The 14,676-nt window shown below is 65.7% G+C and carries 15 protein-coding genes; 9 read left to right on the top strand and 6 right to left on the bottom strand.

Annotation, left to right across the window (positions count from 1 at the left end):
• Positions 1-76 precede the first annotated feature (76 nt).
• The 6 genes from KBZ07_RS07470 to KBZ07_RS07445 all read left to right on the top strand — a co-directional run bounded on the left by KBZ07_RS07470 (position 77) and on the right by KBZ07_RS07445 (position 7,949).
• Entirely contained in the window at positions 77-421 is a 345-nt protein-coding gene (locus KBZ07_RS07470; protein ID WP_197148641.1) for an STAS domain-containing protein, read from the top strand.
• A 37-nt stretch (positions 422-458) separates the two neighbouring features.
• Positions 459-845 (top strand): Mini-ribonuclease 3, encoded by a 387-nt coding sequence (locus tag KBZ07_RS07465; RefSeq protein WP_254931022.1) that lies wholly within the window; start codon positions 459-461, stop codon positions 843-845.
• Positions 846-860: 15 nt separating this feature from the next.
• Positions 861-2,522: a 23S rRNA (guanosine(2251)-2'-O)-methyltransferase RlmB gene (rlmB, locus tag KBZ07_RS07460; protein ID WP_254931019.1), complete on the top strand. Its 1,662-nt coding sequence runs from the start codon at positions 861-863 to the stop codon at positions 2,520-2,522.
• 74 nt (positions 2,523-2,596) lie between these two features.
• Complete coding sequence (locus KBZ07_RS07455; RefSeq protein ID WP_254931018.1) at positions 2,597-2,836, top strand: DUF1816 domain-containing protein; 240 nt, start codon at positions 2,597-2,599, stop codon at positions 2,834-2,836.
• Positions 2,837-2,866: 30 nt separating this feature from the next.
• Positions 2,867-4,345 carry an Asp-tRNA(Asn)/Glu-tRNA(Gln) amidotransferase subunit GatA gene (gatA, locus tag KBZ07_RS07450; RefSeq protein ID WP_254931017.1) on the top strand — a complete coding sequence of 493 codons (1,479 nt, stop codon included), beginning with the start codon at positions 2,867-2,869 and terminating at the stop codon, positions 4,343-4,345.
• A 67-nt stretch (positions 4,346-4,412) separates the two neighbouring features.
• Positions 4,413-7,949 (top strand): DNA polymerase III subunit alpha, encoded by a 3,537-nt coding sequence (locus KBZ07_RS07445; protein ID WP_254931016.1) that lies wholly within the window; start codon positions 4,413-4,415, stop codon positions 7,947-7,949.
• On the opposite strand, the gene KBZ07_RS07440 is transcribed toward KBZ07_RS07445, so the two are convergent.
• The 3 genes from KBZ07_RS07440 to ruvA form a co-directional block, all read right to left on the bottom strand.
• Positions 7,929-8,318: a PAM68 family protein gene (locus KBZ07_RS07440; protein ID WP_254931015.1), complete on the bottom strand. Its 390-nt coding sequence runs from the start codon at positions 8,316-8,318 to the stop codon at positions 7,929-7,931. The two genes, KBZ07_RS07445 and KBZ07_RS07440, sit on opposite strands and share 21 nt — an antisense overlap.
• Before the next feature lie 16 nt (positions 8,319-8,334).
• A complete protein-coding gene (gene rpsO / locus KBZ07_RS07435) occupies positions 8,335-8,604 on the bottom strand; it encodes a 30S ribosomal protein S15 (protein WP_254931014.1) in 270 nt (89 codons plus the stop codon).
• 84 nt (positions 8,605-8,688) lie between these two features.
• Entirely contained in the window at positions 8,689-9,336 is a 648-nt protein-coding gene (gene ruvA / locus KBZ07_RS07430) for a Holliday junction branch migration protein RuvA (protein WP_254931013.1), read from the bottom strand.
• Between the two features lie 24 nt (positions 9,337-9,360).
• Between ruvA and KBZ07_RS07425 the strand changes: the two genes are divergently transcribed.
• The gene (locus tag KBZ07_RS07425) at positions 9,361-9,822 is read left to right on the top strand and encodes a hypothetical protein (RefSeq protein WP_396123963.1); all 462 of its coding nucleotides are present in this window, start codon (positions 9,361-9,363) and stop codon (positions 9,820-9,822) included.
• On the opposite strand, the gene KBZ07_RS07420 is transcribed toward KBZ07_RS07425, so the two are convergent.
• Complete coding sequence (locus KBZ07_RS07420) at positions 9,797-10,675, bottom strand: DMT family transporter (protein ID WP_396123962.1); 879 nt, start codon at positions 10,673-10,675, stop codon at positions 9,797-9,799. The genes KBZ07_RS07425 and KBZ07_RS07420 overlap by 26 nt on opposite strands.
• 17 nt (positions 10,676-10,692) lie before the next feature.
• Between KBZ07_RS07420 and dnaG the strand changes: the two genes are divergently transcribed.
• Positions 10,693-12,771 carry a DNA primase gene (gene dnaG, locus KBZ07_RS07415; protein WP_254931012.1) on the top strand — a complete coding sequence of 693 codons (2,079 nt, stop codon included), beginning with the start codon at positions 10,693-10,695 and terminating at the stop codon, positions 12,769-12,771.
• Between the two features lie 89 nt (positions 12,772-12,860).
• Here dnaG and KBZ07_RS07410 read toward each other — a convergent pair whose 3' ends face one another.
• Complete coding sequence (locus KBZ07_RS07410; protein ID WP_254931011.1) at positions 12,861-13,580, bottom strand: bifunctional 2-polyprenyl-6-hydroxyphenol methylase/3-demethylubiquinol 3-O-methyltransferase UbiG; 720 nt, start codon at positions 13,578-13,580, stop codon at positions 12,861-12,863.
• Between the two features lie 119 nt (positions 13,581-13,699).
• Here KBZ07_RS07410 and KBZ07_RS07405 point away from each other — a divergent pair, with 119 nt between their 5' ends.
• Entirely contained in the window at positions 13,700-14,065 is a 366-nt protein-coding gene (locus KBZ07_RS07405) for a hypothetical protein (RefSeq protein ID WP_254931010.1), read from the top strand.
• Positions 14,066-14,067: 2 nt separating this feature from the next.
• Here KBZ07_RS07405 and KBZ07_RS07400 read toward each other — a convergent pair.
• Positions 14,068-14,676, bottom strand: a 609-nt coding sequence (locus tag KBZ07_RS07400; protein WP_254931009.1) for an isoprenylcysteine carboxylmethyltransferase family protein, incomplete at its 5' end; no start/stop codon positions are given.

Raw genomic sequence — 14,676 nt, 5'->3', positions numbered from 1 at the left:
TCCGCACAGTCAAATCAACTCTCTACACTCCCGGCAGAACTTATCGGGGATTGGAGCCATCAACGACCTGCAGCGATTGACGGTGTCCCTACGGGGGGGCTTCGAGCAGCAGGCCCACTGCCAGCTGTTCCGCTTTACCGGCCAGCTGGATGCCTATTCCGATAAACAGTTCGGCGATTTCATCGCCTCCCATCGCGGCAGCGGCCAACCCCTGGTGATTGACCTGAGTGCGATCGACTTCATCGATTCCTCCGGCCTTGGGGCCCTGGTTCAGCTGGCCAAGCAGTGCAACACGGGCAAGCAGAAGTTTTTGGTGGTGGGCAATGCCCGGGTGGTGCAGACCGTGAAGCTCGTGCGCCTGGAGGAGTTTTTGCATCTGCAACCCAACCTGGAAACCGCCCTTGGCAGCCTCGCCGCCTGAACGGAGCGAGCCCGATTCGGCGGCGCCAGGGAACTGGCTGGCTGGGTTGACTCCCCAGCCCCCCAAGGTTGAGCTGGGCCCCCTGCAGCTGGCCTGGCTGGGTGATGCGGTGTGGGAACTGCACCACCGGCTGCAACGCTGCCGCCGGCCGGCCCGCTCCCAGACCCTGCATCAGCAGGTGGTTCAGGTGGTGCGCGCCGGTGCCCAGGCCCGCTGCCTGGAGTGCCTCGATGGCCTGCTCAGCGAGGCGGAGCTGGATCTGGTGCGCCGCGGCCGCAACCGGGCCGGGCAGGGGCCGCGCCGGGGCGATGCGGCGGCCTATGGCCAGGCCACCGGCTTCGAGACCCTATTGGGCTGGCTGTTTCTCCACGATCCAGGCCGGTTGGCCGAGCTGCTAGATCACTTGCAGGAAAACGATCCATAACCAGCGAACGCCGCCATGAGTCCACGCTTTGAACCCCGTCGCGGCACTGGTCGCCCAACCCGTTTCAAAGGGGCCGGCGAGGGCCGGGAGGGCCGAGAGCCTCGGGATGGTCGAGATAGCCGGGATGGTCGGGAAACTGGGCCCCGTGATCTGCGTCGCCAACCCCGCCGGGAGGGAAGTTCAGATCGTCCCGCCAGCAGGGCTGAAAAACCCTACGAGAAGCCCTATGACAAGCCCTACGAGAAACCATACGAGCGGTCCTACGGGGAGAGAAAACCCTTTGGCGAAAGGAAATCCTCTGTAGAGAGAAAACCCTTTGTAGAGAGGAAACCTTTTGGGGAAAGAAGGCCCCTAGGAGACAGGCGGCCCCTTGGCGACAGGAAGCCCCTTGGCGACAGGAAGCCCCTTGGCGACAGGAAGCCCCTTGGGGAAAGGAGGCCCCTTGGTGAGAGGCGACCAATTGGTGACGGGAAGCCCTACGACCGCAGACCCGGCGGCCGCATCGAGGGCCGTTTTGGTCCGCGCCGGGCTGGGTCGCCACTGCGCTCCGCCGCCAGGCCCCTGATCGTTGACGCCGCTCCGCCGCTGGCTGCCGGCGAGGCCGAACGCCACAGCATCGACCCCAGCACCGATCTGATTTGGGGTCGCCATCCCGCCCAGGCGGCGCTCGAGGGCGGCCGGCCGATCCACCGCATCTGGTGCACGCCTGAGGTGCGCACCAGCACCAAGTTTCTGCAGCTCTTGCGCGAGGCCAAGGCCTCGGGTGTGCTGGTGGAGGAGGTCACCTGGGCCCGGCTGGGCCAGCTCACCGGCGGAGCGGTGCACCAGGGCATCACCTTGCAGACCGCCGCCGCCGACACCCTAGATCTGACCAGCCTGATCGAGGGTTGCGCCGCCATCGGCGAGCCGCCCCTGCTGATTGCCCTCGATGGCCTCACCGATCCCCAGAACCTGGGGGCCATCGTGCGCAGTGCCGAAGCCCTCGGTGCCCATGGGCTGGTGTTGCCCCAGCGGCGCAGTGCCGGCCTCACCGGCTCGGTGGCCAAGGTTGCGGCGGGCGCCCTGGAGCATCTGCCCGTCGCCCGGGTGGTGAATCTCAACCGGGCCCTCGACGCCCTCAAGCAGGAGGGTTACCGGGTGGTGGGACTGGCCAGCGAAGGCGCCCTCAGCCTGGAGGAGGTGGATCTGGAGGGTCCCCTGGTGGTTGTGACCGGCTCGGAGGGCGACGGGCTCTCGATGCTCACCCGCCGCAACTGTGACCAGCTGGTGCGCATTCCCCTGCGGGGGGTGACCCCCAGCCTCAATGCCTCGGTGGCCACGGCCCTGCTGCTCTACGAGGTTGCCCGGCGGGGCTGGATGAAGGGCTTGCGGGGCAGCCAGCCCGCCCCGCGCCTGGTACGCCCCCAGCTGCCCGTCGCCGCAGCAGTACCCGAGCCCGAGCTTCTGCCTGAGCCCGAGGCTGAGCTTCTGGCCGAGCTTGAGGCTGAGCCTGAGGCTCCGACTGAGACTGAGCTTGAGCTCCAGCCCGAGCCCGAGCCTGAGCTTCTGCCTGAGCCCGAGCTTGAGCTTCTGCCCGAGGCCCCGCCTGAGCCCGAGCTCCAGCCAGAGGCTCCTGTGGTGGAGCTGGGGCTGACGCCGGCCCCGCCAGCTGGATTTAGCGGTGATATCCGGTTGTGATCTCTAGTTGTGATTAAGGCCGGCCTGGGGGGACCCGGCGCCGGGCAAAATGGAACCATTCCCGCCCCGCCCCCATGAATCCCCTGCTGTGGCCCCTGCGCAGCTGCGCTAATGGTCTGGGCCTGGCTTGGTGGGCACGGGTCGAAACCCATGGCCCCGACGCGATTTACTGGTTTGGCCCCTTCGTGCGCCGGCACACCCTCGAAGCCCGCCTGCCCGAATTCCTCTCGGATCTGCAGGCCGAAGCGCCCGCCTCCCTCGAGCACAGGTTGCTGCGCACCCGCAGGGGCGAGCCCCTGACGGAGATCGGCTGATAGCGTCCAGTCCAACTGGCAATCAGGTGGATGGGGATCGCCGCATGGGGTGAGCAACTGAGCAAGGGCGAGGTCTCGGCCCGGGAGCTCACGGATCACCACCTGGCCCGCATCGCCGCGGTAGATGGCACCATCCACGCCTTTCTCGAGGTCACGGCCGAGCGGGCCAGGGCCGACGCCGATCGCATCGATGCCCGGCGGGCCGCAGGCGAAGCCCTGCCTCCCCTGGCCGGCATCCCCCTGGGGATCAAGGACAACCTCTGCACCCAGGGAATTCCCACCACCTGCTCCAGCCGAATGCTGGAGCACTTCGTGCCCCCCTACGAGAGCACCGTCACCGAGCGGCTCTGGCAGGCCGGCGCGGTGCTGCTGGGCAAAACCAATCTCGACGAGTTCGCCATGGGCAGCTCGACCGAAACCTCCGCCTTCGGGCCCAGCCGCAACCCCTGGAACCCCGAGCGGGTGCCCGGCGGCAGTTCCGGTGGCAGTGCGGCGGCCGTGGCCGCCGGTGAATGTCTGGCGGCCCTGGGGTCAGACACCGGCGGCTCTATCCGCCAGCCCGCCTCTTTCTGCGGTGTGGTGGGCCTCAAGCCCACCTACGGGCGGGTCAGCCGCTACGGGCTGGTGGCCTTCGCCAGCTCCCTCGACCAGGTGGGCCCCTTCAGCACCAGCGTGGCCGATGCGGCCGAGCTGCTGCAGGTAATCGCCGGCGCCGATCCCCGCGATGCCACCTGCCTCAAAGCCCCGGTGCCCGACTACGTCGCCGCCCTGGACCAACCCATCAAGGGGTTGCGGGTGGGCATCGTGCGCGAGTGCTTTGCGGCGGAGGGTCTCGACCCCGCCGTGAAGGCCTCGGTGCTGGCCGCCGCCGCCCAGCTCGAGGCCCTGGGCTGTGAGCTGGTGGAGGTGAGCTGCCCCCGCTTCAACGACGGCATCGCCACCTACTACGTGATCGCCCCGTCGGAGGCATCGGCCAATCTGGCCCGCTACGACGGTGTCAAATACGGCTACCGGGCCCCAGATGCCACCAGCCTGGCGGAGATGACCGCCCGCAGCAGGGCCGAGGGCTTCGGCGACGAGGTGCAGCGCCGCATCTTGATCGGCACTTATGCCCTCTCGGCCGGCTATGTGGATGCCTACTACAGGAAGGCCCAGCAGGTGCGCACCCTGATCCGCCGCGACTTCGACCGGGCTTTCGAGACCGTTGACGTGCTGCTCACCCCCACCTCGCCCACCACCGCCTTCGGCTTCGGCGCCCACAGCAATGACCCGCTGGCCATGTATCTGGCCGACCTGTTGACCATCCCCGCCAACATGGCTGGTCTGCCGGCCATCTCCGTGCCCTGTGGCTTCGACGCCCAGGGTCTGCCGATCGGTCTGCAATTGATCACCGGCGTGCTCGAGGAGCCGCGCCTGCTACAGGTGGCCCACCAATACGAGCAGGCGGCCCGGGTGCTGCACAACCACCCGACTCCAGATCTGGTGGCCTCTGCCCCAATGGGGCGGTGAGCCACGCTGGATCTTGCGTTGTCGCCTAACCTGAGCTCCGTTCTCGGGCCACCGGCCGTCCCTGCCCTTGGCCTTCGTACCGCTCCATAACCACAGCGACTACAGCCTCCTGGATGGGGCCAGCCAGCTGCCGGCCATGGTGGAGCGGGCCCTGGAACTGGGCATGCCGGCCCTGGCCCTGACCGACCACGGCGTCATGTACGGCGCCATCGAGCTGCTGAAGCTCTGCACTAAGGCGGGCATCAAGCCGATCATCGGCAATGAGATGTATGTCATCAATGGCTCCATTGATGACCCCCAGCAGAAAAAGGAGAAGCGCTACCACCTGGTGGTGCTGGCCAAAAATGCCGTCGGCTATCGCAACCTGGTCAAGCTCACCAGCATCAGCCACCTGCGCGGCATGCGCGGCCGGGGCATCTTTTCCCGCGCCTGCATCGACAAGGCCACCCTGGCGGCCCACAGCGAGGGGCTGATCGTGGCCACCGCCTGCCTCGGCGGTGAGATTCCCCAGGCGATCCTGCAGGGGCGCCCCGAGGTGGCCCGGGAGGTGGCCAGCTGGTATCAGGGTGTCTTCGCCGGCGACTTCTACCTAGAGATTCAAGACCACGGCGGCATTGAAGATCGCATCGTCAACACCGGCATCGCCCGCATCGGCGCCGAGCTGGGCATCGAGCTGGTCGCCACCAACGACGCCCACTACCTCAGTGCCAACGATGTGGAGGCCCACGACGCCCTGCTGTGTGTGCTCACCGGCAAGCTGATCAGCGACGAGAAACGGCTGCGCTACACCGGCACCGAATACATCAAGGGCGAAGCGGAGATGCTGGCCCTCTTCGCCGACCACCTGCCCCAGGAAGTGATCGAGCGGGCCGTAGCCAACACCGCCCGGGTGGCAGAGAAGGTGGAGGCCTACGACATCCTGGGCCGCTACCAGATGCCCCGCTTCCCCATCCCCGAGGGTCACACCTCGGTGAGCTATCTCACCGAGGTGGCCGAGCAGGGCCTCAGGGAGCGGCTCCAGCTTGAAGTCGATCGGCCGTTTGAGCCGATCTATGGCGAGCGCCTGGCCTTCGAGCTGCAGGTGATGGAGCAGATGGGTTTTCCCACCTACTTCCTGGTGGTGTGGGATTACATCCGCTTCGCCCGCGACAGCGGCATTCCGGTGGGCCCCGGCCGCGGCTCAGCCGCCGGCTCCCTGGTGGCCTACGCCCTGGGGATCACCAACATCGATCCGGTCATCCATGGGTTGCTGTTTGAGCGCTTCCTCAACCCCGAGCGCAAGTCGATGCCGGATATTGACACCGACTTCTGCATCGAGCGCCGCGGCGAGGTGATCGACTACGTCACCAAGCGCTACGGCGAAGACAAGGTGGCCCAGATCATCACCTTCAACCGCATGACCTCCAAGGCGGTGCTCAAGGACGTGGCCCGGGTGCTGGATATTCCCTATGGCGACGCCGACCGGCTGGCCAAATTGATCCCGGTGGTGCGCGGCAAGCCCGCCAAGCTCAAGGAGATGATCGGCGCCGAGTCGCCGGCGCCTGAGTTTCGTGAGAAGTATCAGAAAGACCCGGTCGTGCAGCGCTGGGTGGACATGGCCATGCGCATCGAGGGCACCAACAAGACCTTCGGTGTGCACGCCGCCGGGGTGGTGATCGCCGCCGAGCCGCTCGATGAGTTGGTGCCGCTGCAGCGCAATAACGACGGCCAGGTGATCACCCAATACTTCATGGAAGACGTGGAGTCGATGGGCCTGCTGAAGATGGACTTCCTGGGTCTGAAAAACCTCACCATGATCGACAAGACGGTCGATCTGGTGCAGCAGAGCACCGGCGTGCTGGTGGATCCCGATGCCCTGCCGCTGGATGATCCGGGCACCTATGCCCTGCTCGGCCGCGGCGATCTGGAGGGCATCTTCCAGCTCGAATCGAGCGGCATGCGCCAGATCGTGCGCGACCTCAAGCCCTCCTCCCTGGAGGACATCTCCTCGATCCTGGCCCTATACCGGCCCGGGCCGCTGGACGCCGGCCTGATCCCCAAGTTCATCAACCGCAAGCATGGCCGCGAAGCTATTGAATTCGCCCACGAAAAGCTGCGGCCGATCCTCAATGAGACCTACGGGATCATGGTGTATCAGGAGCAGATCATGAAGATCGCCCAAGACCTGGCCGGCTATTCCCTCGGCGAGGCCGACCTGCTGCGGCGGGCCATGGGCAAAAAGAAGAAGAGCGAGATGGAGAAGCACCAGGGCCTGTTTGTCCAGGGTGCCACCGAGCGAGGAGTGGAAGCCAGGATCGCCGAAGCCCTGTTCGAGCAGATGGTGCTGTTCGCCGAGTATTGCTTCAACAAGAGCCATTCCACCGCCTACGGCGCGGTGACTTATCAGACCGCCTACCTCAAGGCCCACTATCCGGTGGCCTACATGGCGGCCCTGCTCACGGTGAATGCCGGCGACAGCGCCAAGGTGCAGCGCTACATCGCCAACTGCAGCGCCATGGGCATCGAGGTGATGCCCCCCGATGTGAATGCCTCGGGCATCGACTTCACGCCCGTCGGCAAGCGCATTTTGTTTGGGCTCTCGGCGGTGCGGAATCTGGGGGATGGGGCAATTCGTCAGCTGCTTGAGGCCCGCAGCAGTGAGGGGGCCTTCGCCAGCCTGGCCGAGCTCTGCGATCGCATCCCGGGCCACCAGCTCAACCGCCGGGCCCTCGAAGCATTGATCCACTCCGGCAGCCTCGATGCCCTCGAGCCCGGGGCCAACCGCGCCCAGCTGATGGCCGATCTGGATCTGCTGATCGACTGGGCCAGCTCCCGGGCTAAGGACCGGGCCAGCGGCCAGGGCAACCTGTTTGATCTGCTGGCCGGAGCTGGTGCCGGAGCTGGGGAGGTGACCAGTGGGGCGGCTAGCGGCGCTGAGGTGGCCCCCAAGGCGGCCCCGGTGGCCGACTACCCACCCACCGAGAAACTAAGGCTGGAGAAGGAGCTGGTGGGTTTCTACCTTTCCGATCACCCCCTCAAGCAGTTGGGCCGACCAGTGAAGCTGCTCTCCCCCATTGCCCTGGCCAACCTCGAAGAGCTGGCCGACAAGGCCAAGGTGAGCGCTGTGGTGATGGTGCCCGAAATCCGCCAGGTGACAACCCGCAAGGGTGATCGGATGGCGGTGCTGCAGCTGGAGGATCTCACCGGCAGCTGCGAGGCCGTGGTGTTTCCCAAGAGCTACGCCCGCCTCGCCGACCATTTGATGGTGGACGCCCGCCTGCTGGTGTGGGCCACGGTGGATCGCCGCGATGATCGGGTGCAGCTGATCGTGGACGATTGCCGCTGCATCGACGATCTCCAGCTGTTGATGGTGGACCTGCCGGCCGAGCAGGCCAGTGACATCGCCATCCAGCACCGGCTGCGGGAGTGCCTGCACCGCCACCGCCCCCCCCAGGATGAGGCGGGCCTGCGGGTGCCGGTGGTGGCCCTGGTGCGCCAGGAGGATCAGACCCGCTTTGTGCGGTTGGGTCCCCAGTTCTGCGTGGATGACGTGCAGGCCGCCCTACTCACCCTGACCGCAGCAGACTTCCAGGCCACGATCAGCTCACCGCTTCTTGCTGCTTGATTTTGGGGGGCTTGATTTAGGACTAGTTGATTTAGGGGTGCTGCCTGTAGGAGTGCTTTTCATTGAGCTGCGCAGACGACTGATGTTCAGGCCGATCTGCTCGGTGCCAAGCAGGCTGCCGGGCTGCTCCTCCCAACTGGCGGAGAGCACCCCGAAACTCAGGCCCAACACCCCCAGAAAGAAGCAGGCACCCGACGCCGCCAGGGTGGTACTGGGGGCTATGTCGAGAATTTGCCGGCTGACCAGCAGGTAGCTGCCCACAAAAACCCCCATGCCCATCAGGGTGGGGATCCCTGTGCCGATGGCGATGCGCCGGGCCATGCGGTTGGCGACCACATCTGGAACCCCCTGCCTGCCCTTGCTGGCCATGTTGAGTAAGCCCCGATCAGCCGCGGATGCCCAGCTTGGCGATCAGCTGGCTGTAGCGCTCCTGGCTGAGGCCTTTGAGATAGCTGAGCAGGCGCTTGCGCCGGCCGATCATCTTCAGCAGCCCCTGGCGAGAGGAGAAGTCGTGCTTGTTTTTCTGTAGGTGACCGGTCAGCTGGGTGATCCGCTCACTGAGCATGGCCACCTGCACTTCCACCGACCCGGTATCGGTGCCGTGGGTCTGGTGACCGTTGATCAGTTCCTGCTTAGTGGTGGTGGTGAGCGGCATGGGCTGGGGAGTGGAGCGCAGGCTGAGCCAGAGCTGGTAAGCAAGGTCCCACCATACCGTCTGGGGGTAGGGGGCCTGGGCGCTTCAGGCTACCTGGCGTGAGAGCCAGCGCAGGCTCTCGCGGATCCAGTCTTCGGCCCCTGCCCCTTCCGCCAGCCCGCCGGCGGCCACGGCCCGCAGGGCCCGGTGGATCTCCAGGGCCTCATAGCCCAGGGCTGCCAGGGTGAGCTGCACCTCATCCCGTCCTGCGGCGGGAAGCATGACACCTTCTGCCAGGGAGTCAGGGTCGCTGTTTGCTTCCAATTGGCCCAGGAACCTTTGCTGCAGCCGGGTGCGCAGTTCTACGGCCAGCCGTTCGGCCGTGCGCTTGCCCACCCCAGGCGCCTGGCAGAGGCGGCGCAGGTCGGTGTGCACGATCGCCTGCACCAATTCAGCCGTATCCATTGCGCCCAGCAGGCCCAGCGCCATCTGGGGGCCGATACCACTGACGGCCACCAGTTCGCGAAACAGATCCCGTTCAGGCCGCTCGGCGAAGCCGTAGAGCATCCAGGCGTCATCGCGGATGGCGTGGTGGATGTGCAGGGCCATGGCACTGCCCGCCTCCGGCAGTTGCTGCCACTGCCGCTGGCTCACCTGCACGTCGTAGCCCACGCCTTGACACACCAGCATCAGGCCGAAGCGCTTCTCCTGCTGCCAGGGATGGGTGAGTTGCCCTTGCAGCCAGCCGATCATGGGATCACCAGAAAGTTCCCCATCGTGCCCGCCCTGCCCAGTTCTGCCCAGTCCGGCCCGCCGTTGCGCAGTTGGTGGGGCTGGCTGCTCCCCCTGCTGCTGCTGCTGCCCCTGGCGCTGACGGGCTGCAGTGGGGTCGGCCAGCCACCGCGCTCCGCCTTGCTCGGGGCCCTTGAGCTGCAGATCCAGCTGACCCAGGGGGCTATCGCCGAGGCCCTGGCCCTGGAGGCCGGCGGGGCTCCGGAGGTGAGTCGGGTACGGGTGGCCCAGCAGGAGTCGCTGCCCATCGGTGAGGCCAAAGGCCTGCGCATTGTGGGCCAGTTTGATTGGCGCCTGGCTGGCGATCCAATTCGGGTTGACAGCCCCTTTGAGCTCTACCTGCAGCGCGGTGAAAAGGGCCAGAGCTGGCGGCTGGCCCGGCCCAGCGGAGCGGCCGGCGAGAACGGGGTGCAGCTGTGGATCACCGATCCCCTGCCGGCTGGCTGAGGCTGACCACGGTGGCAGCCAGCACCAGCAGGGCTCCGCTGATCGTGGCGGCATCGATCTGCTCACCAAACAGCAACCAGCCCCAGCCCGCGGCGAAGCCCACCTGCACATAGCTGATCGCCGTGGCCCGCGCCGCCGGCAGGGCCATCAGGCTGCGGGTCAGATACACCTGGCCCAGCTGGGTGAACAGCCCCACCCCCACCAGCCACAGCAGCTCGGTGGCGGTGGGCAGCACGGGATTGAGGGCCACCAGCGGCAGGCTCAGGGGCAGGGCCACTAGGGGGAAATAAAAGACGATCACCAGCGGGTGCTCGCTCTGGCCCAGGGAACGCACGCTCACGTAGGCCAGGGCCGTGAACAGGGCGCCGGCCACGGCCACCAGCACCGGCTGCCAGGCCAGGGCCAGGCTGCCGCCGGGCTGAGCCACCAGCATCACCCCCAGCCAGCCCAGTGCCATGGCGGCCAACACCCGCTTGCCGATCCGCTCACCCAGCATCAGCCAGGCCAGCAGAGCCGTGAAGGGGGGGTAGAGGTAATGCAGCACCGTGGCCGAGGCCAGCGGCAGGGCGGCCAGGGCTGCGTAGACGCAGAGCAGGGCAGCGGTGCCGATCGCCCCGCGCCAGATCAGCAGGCCCCGCCGTCGCCCCCAGGGGTACACCCCGGCCCGCCGCAGCAGCAACCAGCTCAGCCCCAGGCTGATCAGGCTGCGGGCCAGCACCACCTCCGCCGCGGGGATCCGGCCTCCCAACTGCTTCACGCATACGCCCATCAGGGAGAAACTCAGGGCGCTGGCCACCATCGCCAGCACGGCTTGCCGGCCCCGGTCAGAATCGGGCCCTGCTTCAGATCCCACCGCTCCCCCTTTGCTCCTTGAGCCTGCCCCGTCTCCACCCCCGCACGATTGAGGCCGTCAAGGAACGGGCCGACATCGTCGATGTGGTCGGCGAGCACGTGGTGCTCAAGAAGAAGGGCAGGGAATACGTCGGCATCTGTCCCTTTCACGACGACAAATCACCGTCGATGACGGTGTCCCCGGCCAAGCAGTTCTACTACTGCTTCTCCTGCGGGGCCGGTGGCAATGCGATCAAGTTCCTGATGGAACACCAGCGCCAGAGTTTCAGCGATGTGGTGCTGGAGCTGGCGCGCAAATACCAGCTGCCGATCGAAACCCTCGATGGGCCCCAGCAGGAGCGCCTGCGCAAGCAGCTCTCCCGCCGCGAACAGCTCCACAAGGTGCTCACCCTGGCGGCCGGCTGGTTCCGCAGCCAGCTGCGTAGCCCGGCTGGCGCCCCGGCCCTGGCCTATCTGCGCCAGGGCCGGGGTCTCAGTGAGGCCACCCTGGAGGCCTTCGAGCTCGGCTACGCCCCAGAGCAGTGGGATGGCCTGCTGGGCCACCTGCAGCAGGTGGAGGGGCTGGGCCCGGAGCTGCTGGAAGCCGCCGGGCTGGTGGTGCCCCGCAAGGGGGGGGATGGTTTCTACGACCGCTTCCGCCATCGGGTGATGGTGCCGATCAAGGACCGCCAGGGGCGGGTGATCGGCTTCGGTGGCCGCAGCCTCGATGGCGGCGAGCCCAAATACCTCAACTCCCCCGAAACGGAGCTGTTCGAGAAGGGCAAGCACCTCTTCGGCCTCGAGCGGGCCAGCGCCGCCATCCGCAAGGACGACCGGGCCGTGGTGGTGGAGGGCTACTTCGATGTGATTGCCCTCCATGCCGCCGGCATCACCAACGCTGTGGCAGCCCTGGGCACGGCCCTGAGTAGCCAGCAGATCACCCAGCTCTGCCGCTGCTGTGAGAGCCGCCGCCTGATCCTCAATTTCGACAGCGACGGCGCCGGCGTGCGGGCCGCCCAGCGGGCCATCGGCGAGGTGGAGCAGCTGGCCCTCCAGGGCCAGCTGGAGCTGCGGGTGCTGCACCTGCCGGCCGGCAAGGACCCCGACGAATTCCTCAAGACCCAGGGGGCCGGTGACTATCGCGCCCTGCTGGATCAGGCTCCCCTCTGGCTCGACTGGCAGATCGAGCAGGTGCTGGAGGGCCGCGACCTGGCTCGCCCTGACCAGTTCCAGCAGGCGGTGTCGGCCCTGGTGGCCCTGCTGGGCAAGTTGCCCCAGAGCGCCGTGCGCAGCCACTACCTGCAGCGGGTGGCCGAGCGGCTCAGTGGCGGCCAGGCCCGCCTGGCGCTGCAGCTGGAGGACGATCTGCGCCAGCAGGTGAAGGGCCAGCGCTGGCACGGCCGCTCCCAGAAGTGGGAACAGCCCGGCGAGGCGGGCCTGCGGGAGCGGGCCGAGGCCGAGCTGTTGCGGCTCTACCTGCATTGCCCGGCCCACCGCGCCGCCATCCGGGTGGAACTGCGCCAGCGGGAACTCGACGACTTCGCCCTGCAACCCCACCGCCTGCTCTGGGCAGCCATCAGCTCCCTGGAGGAAGACAACCTCGGCGCCGGCCGGCTGGAGGCGGTCAATCGCGGTAAGGATCCCGGCCTCGATCTGGGGGATCTGGACCTGCCCCGGCTGCTCGCCGACCAGCTGGTGGTGGAGCAGAGCGCCCTGCTGGGTCGGCTGACCCCGCTGCTGGAGCCCAATGAGCTGCAGCGCATGGCCCTCAGCCAGCCCCTGCTGCAACTGCGTGGTGCCGCCGCTGCCCTGGAACGGCAGAAGAGCCTCAAGCGTTGCCGCCATCTGCTCGATGCCTGGAGCAGTCAGCGGCTCGAAACCCTTGAGCGCTGCATCTCCCGTTTGCTGGAGGAGGAACGGCAGGAGGCGCGGGCGACCGTCTCAGGCCTGGCGCCTTTGAGCGACATGGAAGTGCGGATCGAGGCCCTCTTCGCCGAGCTCAATGGCGACGCCCTGCGCTTCCAGGCGCTCTACTACAACGAGCGCAAACATCTGGAGCACCTTGATCTCCAGCGCCGGGCCGCCTACGGGGAGGTGCTGGCCCAGCCGGCGGCCTAATCCGCCGCACCGCTAATCCACAACAACATTATCTATATGTAAGGCCTCATTCGTTTCGCTGAGCTTGATGTTTAACGAACTTTCTCGTTTCATTTATAATGGGCCGTAAGGGCCTGTCTCTTTTGCTCGGCGTTTCTCGCAATTCCTATATCCTTGTCTTGACCGATAAGCATGCATAAGATGTCTCCGCGAGGTGCATCTTTCGCGCCAAATAATCGAGCCATGTTCGCAAGGAAACGAGCGCTGGAGCCGTACGTTAGGTTAGAGCCATCTATCGGGAAACCCCAGGCGTCAATGACGAAGAAGCCATGACGCCTGAGGATCCTTTCAAAAGGAAACTGAAAGATTGGTGTCACATGAGTTGGATCGCCAAGGACGTCAAACTGCTTGAGATTCCCAGTCAACAAATACCTAACCCTGGCCTCAACCGAGTGAACATTTGGGGTGGTTAGCATTATTGACCCATTTGGTCTCAGTAACCTCGAAAGCTCTAGGAGGAGTTGCCCAATGTTTTCAATGTGTTCTATAACCTCTACAGCGAGAGCAAAATCAACTGTTCCTGCCTCAAGTGGGACACTGAAGTTGTCTAGATCACACTCAAAGAAATTGATGCCCCCCTTGAGATTCAAGGGGGGGGCGATGTCTACACCGTAGAGATTCTTGAATCCAAGTGTACGTAGTCTGACAAGAAGTGCACCAGTGCCGCAGCCGACATCAAGAATCTTAGCATCTCTTTCGGGAGCTAGCTTGATCAATCGCTCTGCCACGAATTCATGCACTTTGCCCGATGTCCTTTCGGAGAGGTCCACAAATGTTCGGTTGTTGTGTTTTGAAAATTGCTGCAGACGTTAATACGCTCACACATATCAATCCTAACATGGCTTCTTTATCTGGCCTTCTCCATCCCCTTCCCCCCAGCTTTGCCCTGATGTCCGTGCCTCCGCTGCCGTCTCGCCTCGCCACTTTCTCCTGGAGCAGCCTGCTGGTCCTGGTGGGTTGCCTGGTGCCGCTCCCCCAACCGGCCCTCGCCCAGAGCCAGACCCAGGCCCAGAGCTGCCCCTGCAGTTGCGCCCAGCCGAGCCTGGGGCTGATCGGCCCCGATGGCCTATGTCAGTGTCCCTGCGCCTCAGTGCCGATTCCAGGCATCAGCGAGGAAACCCTGGCCGGGCCACCCAAGCCCCCCAAGGCAGGTGGTCCTGAGCCCACCTGGAACGTGGAACCGGGCTTTGATGGCGGCTTTGATGACGGCTTCGGTGATGGTTTCGGCGGGCCTTTCTGGGGTGGCTGGTGGTGAGTTCACCAGAGATCCAGCAGGTGGGGCAGCATGCCCGCACTGCGAAAACCCTCGATCAGCTCAATGATCGCTGCAATCCAGATAAACCAAATGTCGCTCAGGATATGGCGTCTAAATAGGCGTGGATTGCTGCTCCAGCTGGCCGGCTCGCTGTAGAGCTCCAGCCGCGGCCAGAACCGCGGCACCCTTTGCCGGTATTGCCGGTAGGCCTCGCCAAACAGCTCTTCGAGCCGGCGCTCTTCCCTGCCCATGATCCCCGGGTAATAGAGCCCGAAAATCGCCAGGAACAGCAGCGGGTAGGTGAGCGTTTCGGTGGTGAGTCCCACCCCCACTAGGCCGATGCAGCTGAACACGTAGAGGGGATTGCGGCAGATCGAGTAGGGCCCTTCGCTCACCAGCTGACCGTCCTTGCGGCCCGAGATGAAGAACGAGCACCAGATCCTGCCTGCGGCTCCGACGGCAGCCAGGGCCAGGCCGATGCTGAAGAGGAATATGGCAACGGGCTCCTGATGGGCTTCCCAGCGGCTCTCGGTCAGTGCCACCACCAGAAAGGCCAGCACCGCTATCAATCGCGACAGTCCGGTGCGCTGCTGCTCCCACCAGGTCTTACC

It is taken from the genome of Cyanobium sp. BA20m-14 (assembly GCF_024346295.1).
Note: the sequence above shows the minus strand (reverse complement) of the source record. Positions and strands in the feature narration are given on the sequence as shown.